The organism is Bradyrhizobium sp. Bra78 (assembly GCF_024519855.1).
Taxonomy (GTDB): Bacteria; Pseudomonadota; Alphaproteobacteria; order Rhizobiales; family Xanthobacteraceae; genus Bradyrhizobium; species Bradyrhizobium japonicum_G.
This window is the reverse complement of the sequence record NZ_JALJRE010000010.1, coordinates 182998-196132: the sequence shown is the minus strand read 5'-3', so window position 1 is coordinate 196132 and position 13135 is coordinate 182998. Positions and strand designations below refer to the sequence as shown.

At 63.6% G+C, this 13135-nt stretch carries 12 protein-coding genes; 4 read left to right on the top strand and 8 right to left on the bottom strand.

What is annotated here, in order from left to right; all coding sequences use genetic code 11:
• Positions 1 to 11: 11 nt before the first annotated feature.
• From proS to OC450_RS22705, 6 genes are all read right to left on the bottom strand, one after another.
• Positions 12 to 1331, bottom strand: coding sequence for a proline--tRNA ligase (gene proS, locus OC450_RS22730; protein ID WP_211386060.1), 1320 nt, complete (start codon positions 1329 to 1331; stop codon positions 12 to 14).
• A gap of 151 nt (positions 1332 to 1482) precedes the next feature.
• Positions 1483 to 3045 carry a copper resistance CopC/CopD family protein gene (locus OC450_RS22725; protein WP_211386059.1) on the bottom strand — a complete coding sequence of 521 codons (1563 nt, stop codon included), beginning with the start codon at positions 3043 to 3045 and terminating at the stop codon, positions 1483 to 1485.
• The gene (locus OC450_RS22720; RefSeq protein WP_211386058.1) at positions 3045 to 3563 is read right to left on the bottom strand and encodes a YcnI family protein; all 519 of its coding nucleotides are present in this window, start codon (positions 3561 to 3563) and stop codon (positions 3045 to 3047) included. Before OC450_RS22720 ends, OC450_RS22725 begins: the two co-directional genes overlap by 1 nt.
• A 32-nt stretch (positions 3564 to 3595) precedes the next feature.
• The gene (locus tag OC450_RS22715) at positions 3596 to 4117 is read right to left on the bottom strand and encodes a copper chaperone PCu(A)C (protein WP_211386057.1); all 522 of its coding nucleotides are present in this window, start codon (positions 4115 to 4117) and stop codon (positions 3596 to 3598) included.
• A gap of 32 nt (positions 4118 to 4149) precedes the next feature.
• Positions 4150 to 6606: a TonB-dependent receptor gene (locus OC450_RS22710; protein ID WP_262048719.1), complete on the bottom strand. Its 2457-nt coding sequence runs from the start codon at positions 6604 to 6606 to the stop codon at positions 4150 to 4152.
• An 85-nt stretch (positions 6607 to 6691) separates the two neighbouring features.
• Positions 6692 to 7066 carry a DUF2946 domain-containing protein gene (locus OC450_RS22705; RefSeq protein ID WP_256807215.1) on the bottom strand — a complete coding sequence of 125 codons (375 nt, stop codon included), beginning with the start codon at positions 7064 to 7066 and terminating at the stop codon, positions 6692 to 6694.
• Between the two features lie 480 nt (positions 7067 to 7546).
• Here OC450_RS22705 and OC450_RS22700 point away from each other — a divergent pair, with 480 nt between their 5' ends.
• The 4 genes from OC450_RS22700 to OC450_RS22685 all read left to right on the top strand — a co-directional run bounded on the left by OC450_RS22700 (position 7547) and on the right by OC450_RS22685 (position 11664).
• Positions 7547 to 7951 (top strand): globin, encoded by a 405-nt coding sequence (locus OC450_RS22700; RefSeq protein ID WP_262048718.1) that lies wholly within the window; start codon positions 7547 to 7549, stop codon positions 7949 to 7951.
• 140 nt (positions 7952 to 8091) lie between these two features.
• Complete coding sequence (locus OC450_RS22695; protein WP_007610940.1) at positions 8092 to 9114, top strand: sugar ABC transporter substrate-binding protein; 1023 nt, start codon at positions 8092 to 8094, stop codon at positions 9112 to 9114.
• 6 nt (positions 9115 to 9120) lie between these two features.
• The gene (locus tag OC450_RS22690; RefSeq protein ID WP_262048717.1) at positions 9121 to 10623 is read left to right on the top strand and encodes a sugar ABC transporter ATP-binding protein; all 1503 of its coding nucleotides are present in this window, start codon (positions 9121 to 9123) and stop codon (positions 10621 to 10623) included.
• A 12-nt stretch (positions 10624 to 10635) separates the two neighbouring features.
• On the top strand, positions 10636 to 11664 hold the full coding sequence (locus OC450_RS22685) for an ABC transporter permease (RefSeq protein ID WP_262048716.1): 1029 nt from the start codon (positions 10636 to 10638) through the stop codon (positions 11662 to 11664).
• Positions 11665 to 11969: 305 nt separating this feature from the next.
• On the opposite strand, the gene OC450_RS22680 is transcribed toward OC450_RS22685, so the two are convergent.
• Together OC450_RS22680 and OC450_RS22675 are read right to left on the bottom strand one after the other, a co-directional pair.
• A complete protein-coding gene (locus OC450_RS22680; RefSeq protein ID WP_211386051.1) occupies positions 11970 to 12674 on the bottom strand; it encodes an L-2-amino-thiazoline-4-carboxylic acid hydrolase in 705 nt (234 codons plus the stop codon).
• Positions 12675 to 12723: 49 nt separating this feature from the next.
• The gene (locus OC450_RS22675; RefSeq protein WP_262048715.1) at positions 12724 to 13116 is read right to left on the bottom strand and encodes a RidA family protein; all 393 of its coding nucleotides are present in this window, start codon (positions 13114 to 13116) and stop codon (positions 12724 to 12726) included.
• Positions 13117 to 13135 lie beyond the last annotated feature (19 nt).

Genomic DNA, 13135 nt, shown 5'->3' with positions numbered 1-13135 from the left:
GACCAGCCTTGTCAGCCCACAAGTCTTGCGACCGCGTCCGCAGGCGACATGGTCTCGCGGGCGCCGTCACTTCGCCGCTTGATCTCGACCTTGCCGTCGGCAAGCCCCTTCGGCCCGATCATGATCTGCCAGGGGATGCCGATCAGGTCGGCGGCGGCGAATTTGGCGCCGGCGCGCTGGTCGGTGTCGTCGTAGAGCACGTCGACACCCTTGGCGGTAAGCTCCGCATAGAGCTTCTCGCAGGCGGCATCGACCGCCGCATCGCCCTGCTTGAGGTTGAGGATCGACACCCGGAACGGGGCAACGGCCTCCGGCCATTTGATGCCGGCATCGTCATGGCAGGCCTCGATGATGGCGCCGAGCAGGCGGGACACGCCGACGCCGTAGGAGCCGCCGTGGATCGGCACGTCGACGCCGTCGGGGCCGGCCACCAGCGCCTTCATCGCGTCGGAATACTTCGTGCCGAAATAGAAGATCTGCCCGACCTCGATGCCGCGGGTGTTCACGCGCTTCTCCGCGGGCACTTCCTGCTCGAAACGCGCGGCGTCGTGAACATCTTCCGTCGCCGCATAGACCGAGGTCCATTGCTGGATGATCGGCGTCAGGTCGCTCTCATAGTCGACGTCCTCGCCCGGCACCGGCAGGTCAAGCACGTCGCGATTGATGAAAACGCCGGATTCGCCGGTCTCGGCAAGCACGATGAATTCGTGGCTGAGATCGCCGCCGATCGGGCCGGTCTCGGCGCGCATCGGGATCGCCTTCAGCCCCATGCGCGCAAACGTGCGCAAATAGGCGACGAACATCTTGTTGTAGGCAACCCGCGCCGCCGCCTCGTTGAGGTCGAACGAATAGGCGTCCTTCATCAGGAACTCGCGGCCGCGCATCACGCCGAAACGCGGACGCTGCTCGTCGCGGAACTTCCATTGGATATGATAGAGGTTGAGCGGCAGATTCTTGTAGGACTTCACATAGGCGCGGAAGATCTCGGTGATCATTTCCTCGTTGGTCGGCCCGTACAGCAGCTCGCGCTTGTGGCGGTCGGCGATGCGCAGCATCTCCGGGCCATAGGCGTCGTAGCGGCCGCTCTCACGCCAGAGGTCGGCGAGCTGGAGCGTCGGCATCAACAGTTCCAGCGCGCCCGAGCGGTCCTGCTCCTCGCGCACGATCTGCTCGATCTTCTTCAAGACACGGAAGCCGAGCGGCAACCAGGCATAGATGCCGGCGGCCTCCTGCCGGATCATGCCCGCGCGCAACATCAGCCGATGCGAGACGATCTCCGCCTCTTTCGGATTTTCCTTCAGGATGGGCAGGAAGAACCGCGACAACCGCATGGCAATACTCGAGGAATCAGTGACGGCTTGCAGTGAAACCGGATTGGGAGCGAAAACACAAGACCGAGAATGAGGAAAAGCCGCTAACGCGGCGGAATTCCTGTCATTTTTCCGTCGACTTGAGGTTCAGCTTGAACCGCACCGGCGCGCGTCAAAGCGGCGCCAGTTCGAACTCGTCCTCCAGCGTGACCTTCTCGAAGTCGCTCACCAGCGCGTCGATCCGCAGATGCCAACGACCGGCAAAGGGCAGCGCGACCTTGCGCACATGCCAATAGCCGTCTGAGCCGAACAAGGCGTCCCTTTCCATCGGTTCGATGCCGCGTTCGGGCAGGCTCAGGGTCAGTGTCACCTCCTTGGCCGCAAGCGGCGCCGCTTCACCGGTCATGAGCTGGAGCACGAAATCATCGACGCCGGCCCTGCCCGGCGAGACCAGCACCTGGAACATCGCCTTGTCGGTGTGAATGTGGATCGCCAGCGGCGTCTCCGGAACGATGGTCCGCGGCGGCGGCGTGAAGCGCCAGCCGGCGACGACGGCAAGGATGCAGAGCGCGATAGCGCATTCGAGCAGGATCGAGCGCTTCAAGGCCGGCGCGGCCTTGTGATCGCCCGCGAGCGCCGGGGTCAGGCGAAAGCGGTTGAGCGTGGCGAGCACCAGCAGCGCAAGGACGAGCCCGAGCTTGATCGAGAGGATCAGGCCGTAGCGGGTCTCGACCAATGCGGACGGCCTTTCAAGCTGGACGATGGCTAGCGCAAGGCCGGTAAATGCGAGAACGCCGACGACCGGCACGGCGAGGCGAGAAAAGCGGTTCACGACAGGCAATGCCGCGGCCAACGGCTTCGACACAAGTGCCGCGAGCGGGGCCAGCGCGCCAATCCAGAAAGCAACGGACAGGCCATGCAGGAAGATCGCAGGGCGTGTCAACGCCTCGGGCGGCGCCGTCGCCGCGTGGCCGGTCATGGCCAGCGACATGCCGACGCCGACAAACGCGATGAGCGCGAGAGCCCGCGCGTACCATCCGCCACGCAGCGCTATCAGCGCGAACAGCATCGCGGTGATCGCAACCAGCATTGCGGGACCCGCGCTGGTCGCGAACGCCACCTTCCAGGGGGCGATTGTGACGAGGGCCGCTGGCGGCAGGCCGAGGAGATCGAGGCCCAACAGACCGAGTGATCCAACGGCACTCGCAAGGCCGATAGCGAGCGCTACGCGCGCTATGGTCGTGCCGGCCATCGACCAGGCAACCCAGCGCGCAAAGAACACGCCCCCAACGCCGACGAACAGCCCGAGATAGAGACCGACTCGCGCCAGCCAGATCAGCACGTTCAATCCGTTGTCCGTATTGGCGGGCGGTCGCGTCCCTGTCGGCATGCCAATCGAGAAAATCACCGATCCCGCGACGGGATGACCGTCCTGCGAGATCACGCGATAACTCACGACCGCCGTGCCCTGCGGCAGCTCCGGCGGCATCGCGACCGAGATCGTCTCGCCAGATGCGCTGACACGCGCATCATCCCGCGCCTTGCCCGCGCCATCGATCAGGCGGATCGCGCCCGGCGTCACAGCCTCGTTGAAGCGCAGCTCCACCGCCTTCGGTGCGGCCGCAAGCTTGCTGCCGCTCGCCGGCTCGACCGCGACGAGCGCCGCATGGGCAAAGGCGCCGGTCGCGAACCCGACAACGAGGAGCATCGTCGCGAGTGCGGCGAGCCGGCGCATCAGGGCTTTGGCAACAGCTTCACGCCGGGCGCCGGCGACTTGCCCTCGTGCGAATGCTCCGCCCCCTCCGCCGGAATTTCGATCCAGCGGCTGACGCCGGTCTCGCACTCCTGGACGACGGGGAAGTACAGGGTCGTGTTCGGCTTGAGCTTGTCGGTCAGGACCGTGTGCATGACGAACTCGTCATAATTTTTGTCCGGCAGCTTGCCGCCGGACCACGCGACCTCCTTGACGCCGGAGGAGAGCTTGTTGCCGTGATAGTCGTACTCGCTGGCATATTTGCCCTCGACGACATCGACGCTCCAGCCCGCCTTCGGCATCGGCTTCACCGCTATCACCCCTTCCGGGATCTGGACGCGGATCTTCACCGTGGGCGAGCCCGCGCAGCCGTGCGGCACGGCGAAGACGGCCTTGTACGATCCCCCCACACTCGCCTGCTTGCCTTCGAGGAAGACGTGCGCACTGGCCGGCGCTGCCGCAAGTACGCACAGAAGACTAAGCCCAGCTCGCTTCGACATGTTCGGTCTCCCGAAGGTCCAGATCATGCTCATCACATCTTCATTCCCGAATGATCCGGCATTTTCTTCATCATGTGACCACCGTCGCCGGGCGCCTGCGCGCCGACGCCCTGGACGTCGAGGGCGACGGCGACCTTGCCGGCCTTCTCGAACTGGAGCGTCACCGGTACCTTGTCGCCCTGCTTGAACGGGCCCTTCAGCTCCTGGAGCATCAGATGATAGCCGCCGGGAGCGAGCTTCACCGTCTTGCCGGGATCGATCACGAGGCCCTTGTCGAGCGGGCGCATCTTCATCACGCCGTTCTCCATCGCCATCTCATGGACGTCCGCCTTCCCCGCGATGTCGGCGGACACGCTGACCAACTTGTCGGCCGCCGCTCCTTTGTTCTCGATGGTGAGATAACCGCCCGCGACCTTGGCGCCGCCCGGCGTCGCCCGGCTCCACGCCTGCGAGATGACGAGATCGCCGGCCTTGACATCGTCGGCCGATGCGGGTGCTGCGAACATCGCGACCGAGAGCGCTGCGAGCGCCAGTATGCGTGAGAGCTTGTTCATGTCGTTTGCCTTTCTTGTCGTCGTCAACATCGTCAGAACGTGTACTTGCCGGCCAGAACGAAGGTACGGCCCGGGAAAGGATGAAACAGGAAATACTGCTCATTGAAGAGATTATCGATGCCGAAGTCGAACGCGAAATTCTTCGTCGCGTTATAGTGCATCTTCAAGTCCACAACGAGAAAGTTATCGAAGGCGCCGTAGACGTGGGCGACGCGATCGGTGTTGTCCAGTGTCGAGTACTGCTTGCCGCTGAAACGTGCGGCAACCGTGTAGGCCCAGCTTTCGTTCGGCCGATAGGTGACGCCGAACTTGGCGCGCCAGTCGGGTACGTATGGCACGCGCTTGCCGACGGCGGTCGTGGCCTGATTGGTCAGAGGATCAATGCCGGCCCAACTCGCGTCGGCAAGGATGCGCGAGTCGACATAGGTTATGCTGCCGAACAGCTGTAGACCGTTCATGAGAACGTTGTCCTTGTCGGCGGACAACTCTACACCCTGCATCCTGATCGCATCGACATTGCTGAACGTGGTCGCGCTCTGGGTCGCGTTGATCATGTTGGTCTGCGCGATGATCGCGTTGTTGGTCCGCTCCCTGAAAAGGGTCAACCGGACTCTGCCATCATTCCAGTGCCGTTCGATGTTGAACTCGCCGGTGAAATCCTGCTCGGGTTTCAGGAAAGGGTTGGCCACCGTAATCGTATTGCCGACGGTCACGTTCTGATAGAGTTCCAGAACGGTCGGGTAGCGATAGGCCTCGCCGAAATTGACCGTGACATTCCAATCCTTGTTCGGATCGTAGGAGAGCGAGGCCTTCGGCGAGAAATTCGTCGAAGCAAGACCCGGCTGGTTGGTCGTGAATGACGAGGTGATCGCGCCCGCGCCGTTTGCCAGGGTCACGACGTTCTGACCATCGAGCGATTGCCAGGTCTCCAGCCGCCCCCCCAGGGTCAGCTTCAGATTGGGCTGGATTTTCCAGGCATCCTGAAGCCAGAGCGCTCCGGTGCGCGTTTCGCCCTGACTGTTGGCGTAAAGCTGTCCCGTAGCGGTCGCAGCCTGATACCAGACCGACGACCCATAGGTCGGATTTTCCAGGCGGTACCGATCGCCGTGAATACCAAAGCTGATCTCGTGTGCCCCGCCGTACCCCAGCGGACGCCAGATTCCCTTGGCGTCGGCGTTCTGCCAGTTGGTGCCGTCCATGCGCTGGACCCTGCCGTTCTGCGAGAAGCCCACGCCCGACGTCACCGTGTATGGATTGAGCTGGGTATCCTCGAGATAATTGTAGCTCGATGCGGACAGATCGAAATCGAAGATGCCCTTGGTATCGCTCTTGATCGCGACCGCGTTGCTTAGGTGGGTCTCGTCCCAGATATATTTGGCGTTTGCGAACGTCGTGATGTTGTTGAACGTCGGCAGCCCTGTCGCGGTCGACCGCAGGTAGGTCTGGGGATCGGAGACCTGGTGGTTATTCCAGATACCGAACGAATAAGTCGCCTGCACCTGCGCCGTCAAATCATAGGCAAGGCGAATATTGCTGGAGCTCTGCTGCGAATGAGCGAGGATTCCCGTGCCAACTACGTTGGCCGGAACGCCTTGCTTGTTCAGCGCGGGAAACACGCCGGTTGTACCAGCCTGGTTTGCGCTGCTCGTCGTGTAGGTCAGCGGCTGCTGGTAGCTGTCGAGGTAGTTGGCGCTGACAAGCCAGGACAGCGCACCTTCGCGGTTACCCGCCGCCGCGCTGGTCTGGCTTGTGACATAGGTGTCCTTGGTGCCGTACTGATTCCACGGCATCACCGAAACCGTTTCCTTGGCGACCGCAAACGGCTTGTCCGGCATCTTGGAAGTGATCAAGAGGACGCCGCCGATCGAATTGCCGGGATAGGCCGCGGCGAACGGGCCGTTGAGGTAATCGACCCGCCCGATCGCTTCCGGCGAGATCAGGTTCCAGCGCGGCGACGAATTGGTGTTGTTGTTGCCGATCAGCGCCGAGATCAGGAGGTCGTCGTAGTAGATCAGCGTGCGCGCGCTGGAGTTCAGGCCCCAGCTTCGCGTCGCCAGCACCGCCTGGTTGTCGCCGTCGTTGCGCTTCCGCACGAACAGGCTCGGCATGTATTTGACGGCATCCTCAGGGTCCTTGAGGTTGATCGTCTCGTCGATTTCCTTCGCCGTAACGCTGAAGGAGCGCTGGGGTAGTTGATAGCGCGCCACGGCGGCCGGCGGATCCAGCGACGCGCGGGCGCTGCCCGCTCCCTGCTCGCCGGTGGGAGCGGAAGCGGCCCGCTCGCTGGCGGGCTTTGCGGAGCGGCTCCTGGCGGCAGCAATGGGCACCGCCGGCTTGCGCGGCTTGGGTTTCACTGCGGCGGGCGCGTCGACGGTTACCGGCGGCAGCACCGCACCGCTGCTTTGGGCAAAAACTCCGCTCGATGATGCAAGCAGCGCGGCCTGAACGGCAACGACGCTCACGCCACGGCGGGCATGACAATGTAACATTGGGGGCATTCCTGACGCCGGCTTTCTTCCCGGCTGTTCGACAGCATCCGTCGCCAGCGGACGAACCGCGGCGACACTGGGGTCGTCAGGAGAACTGAGGCGGCGCGCGCGCCTGGGCGCTGGTGCCTCTATGCGCCGCGACGGCAGACACCTCCGCCGCGTGCCAGATCACGCGCTCGGCGTGGCGGAAGGGAACGGAGAGTGCTGCGTGCCGTGGCGAATCGAGCGACGCGCCCGCCTGTGCCAGACAGCAGAGCGCGCAGGCGGCGCCATGCGCCGTCGGCGTGCCGGTCTGATCGTCCAGGCCGCCCTGCTCGCTCGCGCTGTGGCAGATGATGCCGGCAGACAACGGATCGGCCACGGCCTGGCCAGCCGCCAGACAGGCGGCAATCGGCGCCAGCACCTGCATCGCCAAAGCGAGCAGGACCAGGGGTAGGAATTTTTGCAGCCGTGCGCGCATCCGCCGAACCATTCGTTCGTCTGCCAACTAAACACCGCGCGGGGACCCAAGTCGAGGTCAGTTCCGCCGCCTTCTTGGCCCAGCGCAAATTTCTCGAAACTGTGATCGGGGCCCCCCGCCGCGGCGGGCCGTCCGGCATTTGAGGCAAATAGACCACCCCACCCATCCACAGATTTCATATATTTGTCATATGCTTAGGCGGCCAAAAGCCCGATCATTTCGTCAATTGCTCGAATTTTGAACATTCGTTGCCGAAAATGATGACAAGTGAGAAAAGTTGATCTAGCATCACCCTTGCTCAGGCTGGCCGCGAGGTCGAAGTCTGGTGGTCCAAGTCTCGGGAGGAGCCCCTGACGCGCAAAACGCAGCGTCGCCCCGCCAATCAAGATCAAATCTTAGAATCGGGGATAATAGGGTCGACACAATTTTCGAGCGGGGCTAGGGCCCCGCTCTTTTTTTGTCTGCGTGGCTGAACTGCCGATGAACGCTTCTCCCAATCCGGTCGAACAGAGTTTCGAGATCGCGGCGACGTGCTGCGCCGATCTCACGCCGCTCGTCTATCAACGTCTGTCCAAAGAGCATCCGGAAACGCAGGCGATGTTCCGCTCGCAAGGCAGCGAGTTCGTGAAGGGATCGATGCTCGCACTGACGATCGAGGCGATTCTCGACTTCGCCGGCGAACGTCGCGGGCATTTTCGGCTGATCGCCTGCGAGATCGCCTCGCACGACGCCTATGGCACGCCACGCGAGCTCTTCCTCGCGTTCTTCGCCGTCATCAGGGATACGCTGCGCGATCTCCTCCGCGATGAATGGTCGCCGGAGATCGCGCAGGCCTGGGATCAACTGCTCGTGGAGATCGACGCGTTCGCAGCCGTCCAGGCCTGACACTTTGCGCTGCACCAACACAGGCTGCGGCGATCTCGCGTTGATTGCAGATTGAGTGGCATCTACTCTTGTGAGACACTTTCGGAGATCGGTCGCGCAATCAATGACGCGCCGACGCTGAGATTTTATGGGAGCGAGCGATGTCCGGGACGAAAGATTTCTCGACGACGAGGCGCGATCTTCTTCAGGCGGCAGCGACCGCCGGCGCCGCGACTGCCATCCTCGGCAGCATGGGCATAAACCCCGCCCTTGCAGCCGAAGTCGGACGAAGCGAGAAGCCGCTGAAGGCGGCCTTCTCCAATGCAGGCCTCCAGGCGACCTGGTGCGCGCAGGGCAAGCAGGCCGCGGAATTCTGGGGCAAGCTGTTCAACGTCGAGGTCACCTGGTTCGACGGTCAGCTCGATGCGGTGAAGCAGCGCGCGGCGATCGACAACATGGCCTCCCAGAAATGGGATTTCGTCGCCATCCAGGCCTTCGGCATCGGGACCCTCACCCAGCCCGTGCAGAAGATGATCGACGCCGGCACGCCGGTGATCGACATGGACACGCTGATTGCGCCGCTCGACCAGATCAACGTCCACTCCTTCCTTGCCCCCGACAACGAGTTCATGGGCGCCTCGGTGACGCAGGCGCTGTGCAACGCGATGGGCGGCAAGGGCAAGATCATCATGACCCAGGGCGCACTCGGCCACACCGGCGCGCAGGGCCGCGCAAAGGGCTTCAACAATGTCGTCAAGCAATTCCCCGGCATCGAGGTGCTCGACACCCAGCCCGCCGACTGGGACGTGTCGAAGACCGCGCGGCTATGGGAAACCTACCTGACGAAGTACCCGCAGATCGACGCGGCGTTCTTCCACAATGACGACATGGCGCTGGCCGCCGCCAACATCATGAAGGCGCGGGGCCGCACCAATATCCTGATCGGTGGCGTCGACGCCATGCCGCCGGCGATCCAGGCGGTCAGCGAAGGCCGCATGTTCGCCACGGTTCGCAATCCGTCCTGCCGCATCCACGGCGGCGCCATCATCGCGGGCGTCTCTGCCGTGGTCGGCGGCGAGAAGAGCGGACAGGGCATTCCGAAGAACGTCGTCACCGACGGCCCGGTCGTGACCAAGGCCAACGCCGCCGGGATGCAGTGGATGCAGGATCACTTCCTGATCTGAGCCTCCATGCGAGAGGATCGTTCGCCTATCCTGGAACTGCAGGGCATCACGAAGAGCTTCGGCGGCGTCGAAGCGCTTCGTGGTGTCGACTTCGCGCTTCATCCCGGCGAGATCCACGGTCTCGTCGGCGAGAACGGCGCGGGAAAAAGCACGCTGATGAAGATCATCGCCGGCGTGCACAGCGAATTCTCCGGCCGCTTCCTGATCGATGGAAAGGAGACCCATTTCCGCTCGGCGCGCGACGCGCATGCGGCCGGTATCGCCATGGTCCACCAGGAGCTCAGCGTCGCGCCGGACCTGACGGTCGCGGAGAACGTGTTCCTGGGCAATCAGCCGACCAACCGGCTCGGCCTGGTGCAATGGCGGCGCATGGCGCGCGAGGCCGGCGAGCAGCTCGCCCGCTTCGGCATCGACGTCGACCCGATGAGCAGGCTCGGCGACCTCCCGATCGGGCTCCAGCAACTGATCGAGATCGCGCGCGTGCTGTTCTCCGGCGCCCGCATCGTCATCCTGGACGAGCCGACCTCCGCGCTCTCGCCGCCCGAGGTCGAGCGGCTGTTCGCAACGCTTCGGCGGCTGCGCGAGGAAGGCACTGCCATCGTCTTCATCTCGCATTTCATCGAGGACATCCTGCTCGTGTCCGACACGGTGACGGTGTTCCGCAATGGGCGGAAGGTCGCCGAAACGCCTTCCACCGCAACCAGCAAGGGCGCGCTGATCGAGGCCATGATCGGCCGCGGCGGCGAAGCGCTCGAGCACAGCTATAGCGACGATCTGATGCTTCCCCAGCCGAGCGACAGCTCGGTGATCCTGAAGGTCGATCAGCTCTCGCTGGCGCGCAGCCTGAAGGACATCTCGTTCGAGGCCCGCGCGGGCGAAGTGCTCGGCATCTACGGTTTCATGGGCTGCGGCCAGCAGGAGCTGTCACGAATCCTGTTCGGCAAGCTGCAGCCGGACAGCGGCACGCTCGCCGTCGGCGGCACGCCCAAAACCTTCGCCAGCACGGCAGCGGCGCGACGCGCCGGCGTGGCGCTGGTGCCGGAGAGCCGGCGCGCCATGCTGTTTCACCAGGAGCCGGTCTACAAGAACATCTCGATCAGCATTCTGGACCGCATCTCGTCCCTGCTGCTCAAGCCGGCGCAGGAGCGCGACATCGCCCAGCGGCAGGTCGAGCAGTTGCAGATCCGGCCGCCGGTGGTCGGCCTCGACCTCGGCATGCTCTCCGGCGGCAACCAGCAGAAGGTCGCGCTGGCAAAGTGGCTGACCTACCCGCCAAAGCTATTGGTGCTGTGCGAGCCGACCCGCGGCATGGATGTCGGCGCCAAGAACGACGTCATCAACATCGTCCGCGATCTCCGCGCCAAGGGGCTCGCCATCATCGTGCTGTCGACCGAGCCGGAGACGGTGCTGTCGCTGGCCGACCGCATCCTCGTGCTCAAGCGCGGCGCATTGGTGCGGGAATTCAAGAACGAGCCGGTCAGCAAGGACCGCCTGCTGGAAGCGGCGTGACGGAGAATCACCATGGCGAGCAGTGAGACGGCAGTGGCGGCAGGGCAGCGGGCGCGTGGTCTTGCGCCCTTCCTGCGCTCGCAGATGCGCAACATCGCGCCGTTCCTGACGCTGATCTTCCTGTCCGGCTTCTTCGCCTTCGCCAGCCCCTCCTTCGCCACGCTCGACAATCTCGGCAACATCCTGACCCAGGTGTCGGTGACCGGCATCATCGCGGTCGGCCTCACCTTCGTGATCCTCTGCGCCGAGATCGACCTCTCCATCGCCAGCATCGCCAACGTCACCGGCATCGCGGTCGCCTACTTCACGCTGCAGGAATCCTACGTCAACATTCCCAACATCCCCCTGCCCGGGGCCGCGGCGATCCTGATGGCCATCCTGCTCTGCGCAGCGCTCGGCCTCGTCAATGCGCTGGGGCTGACCGTGATCGGCATCCCCTCCTTCATCATGACGCTGGCGATGATGCAGATCGCCGCCGGCATCTCGGCGCTGCTGGTGCGCGGCCAGATCGCCTACAAGGTGCCGGGCCTGATCACCACGCTCGGCTCCGGCTCGATCGGCGGCATCCCCTGGATCGTCATCGTCGCCGCGATCATGCTGCTCGGCGGCCATCTGGTACTGACCTACACGCGCTTCGGCCGCTACGTCTACATGGTCGGGGGCAACCGCGAGGCGGCCGAATATTCCGGCCTCAACGTCAAGCTGATCCTCGGCGCCGTCATGGTGATCTCGGCGGTCTGCTCCGGCATCGGCGGCATGCTCGGCGTCGCCCATTTCGGCAGCGCGCAGCAGAACGAGTTCGACACCTATCTGCTCGACTCCATCGCCGCCGTCGTGGTCGGCGGCACCAGCCTGTTCGGCGGCCGCGGCGGCATCGGCAACACCATCGTCGGGCTTTTCGTTCTCGGTGTGCTCAACAACGGCCTCGACCACGTCAACATCGACAGCTTCCTGAAGATCCTGATCCGCGGCCTGATCCTGCTGGCGGCGCTGGTGATCAACGTCTATGCGCAGCGGCTGAGGGAGAAGGCGGAGGATTAGACAAGCCTCAAAACAAAAAGCGCGAAAACAACCCCATGCACAGTAGAAATCGCTGAGGAATCCAGATCGGCTTGACTTGAGCCGCAGCGAGACGAGCGTTTGACACGTCGGGCAAAACAGGTGCACGATGTCATCATGGGCGGTTGCTTCGAAAAGCCGTTGCCTACCCCGTCATTGCGAGCGCAGCGAAACAATCCAGGCTGCCGCCGCGGAAAGATTCTGGATTGCTTCGCTGCGCTCGCAATGACGATACGTCAACGGGGGCAATCAAGGACCGATACGATCGCAGGGCATGAGAAGGCGGCTCAGCTTGCCGCCTTCCTATCCGGCGCAAGCCGCGAGAACCGGAAATCGCAGTGGCTCGCGCCGCCCGCCAACGTCTGTGTCCTTTCCAGGCGAATGCCTCGCGCTGCGTAGGCGACGAAATCGAGCCCGCAAATGTTCGGCAAAATTTCCTTGTCGCCGTGGCGCGCCGCGAGTTTGCAGAAGCCGCAAGCCTTGTAGTTGATGCCGAATTCAAAGCTGTCGCCCGTATCCGGCTCGACAAAATCGTAGACGAAATCCTCCGGAAAATCCTTCTGATGGCTTTCAGTAACGCTCTTCGCCGCGTGCTGGCGCAGCACGGCCTGGTTCTCCAGCGACATGAAATGGCGCCCCGAGGCGAGACGTTCCGTTTCGGGCGTAGTCAGCAATTGCGCCTTGTAGGTTTCGCGCTCGATCTCGCCGATCACAGGCGGCGGCACGCCGTGGCGTCGCAGCACGCGGCTGATAGCCATGAAGCCCATGAGACGCATGAAGAAATCGCTCATGCGGCTTGCCGCGCCGCCGACATAGGGCATCTGGGTGAGCACGATCTCGAATTCGGCCATCACCTCCCGCCCGATCCCGTCGATGTCGGATAGATGCGCGCGCTCGCGCAACATCGCCTCGGCAAGGTCGAGGCGATCGCGCATGGCGGCCTCCATTGCGTCCCGATGCGTCTCGTAGAAAGCATGAATGTTCTCAGCCATTGGATACACCCGATATGATTGGTTCATTGCAAGGCCGGCGACACCGGCTTCACTCCGCGGCGATCGCCTCGATCTCCAGCAGCCATTTGCTGTCGACGGTCTCGACGATCACGACCGTCAGCGCGGGCTGGTGTTCCCCGAGCATCGTGCGGCGAATGATGCGGTTAGGCACGACTTGATTGCGGTCGGTCAGGAACGTGGTGACCTTGACCAGATGCCCGACGCCAAGGTCCGCGGCGGCGAGCACCTCGATGACGTTGCGCCAGGCCTGCTCGCATTGCGCCTCGAAACCCTCGGGCACGGTACCGTCGGATCGTTCCGGCACCTGGCCGCTGATGAACAACAGGCGGCGATGCTGCTTCAGTTCAAGTCCCATGCAGTAGCCGCCGGCGGGCGCGTGGACCGTTGCGGGATTGTGGCTGACGACATGAGCTGGGGGCATGGAGTTTCTCCGGATTGCG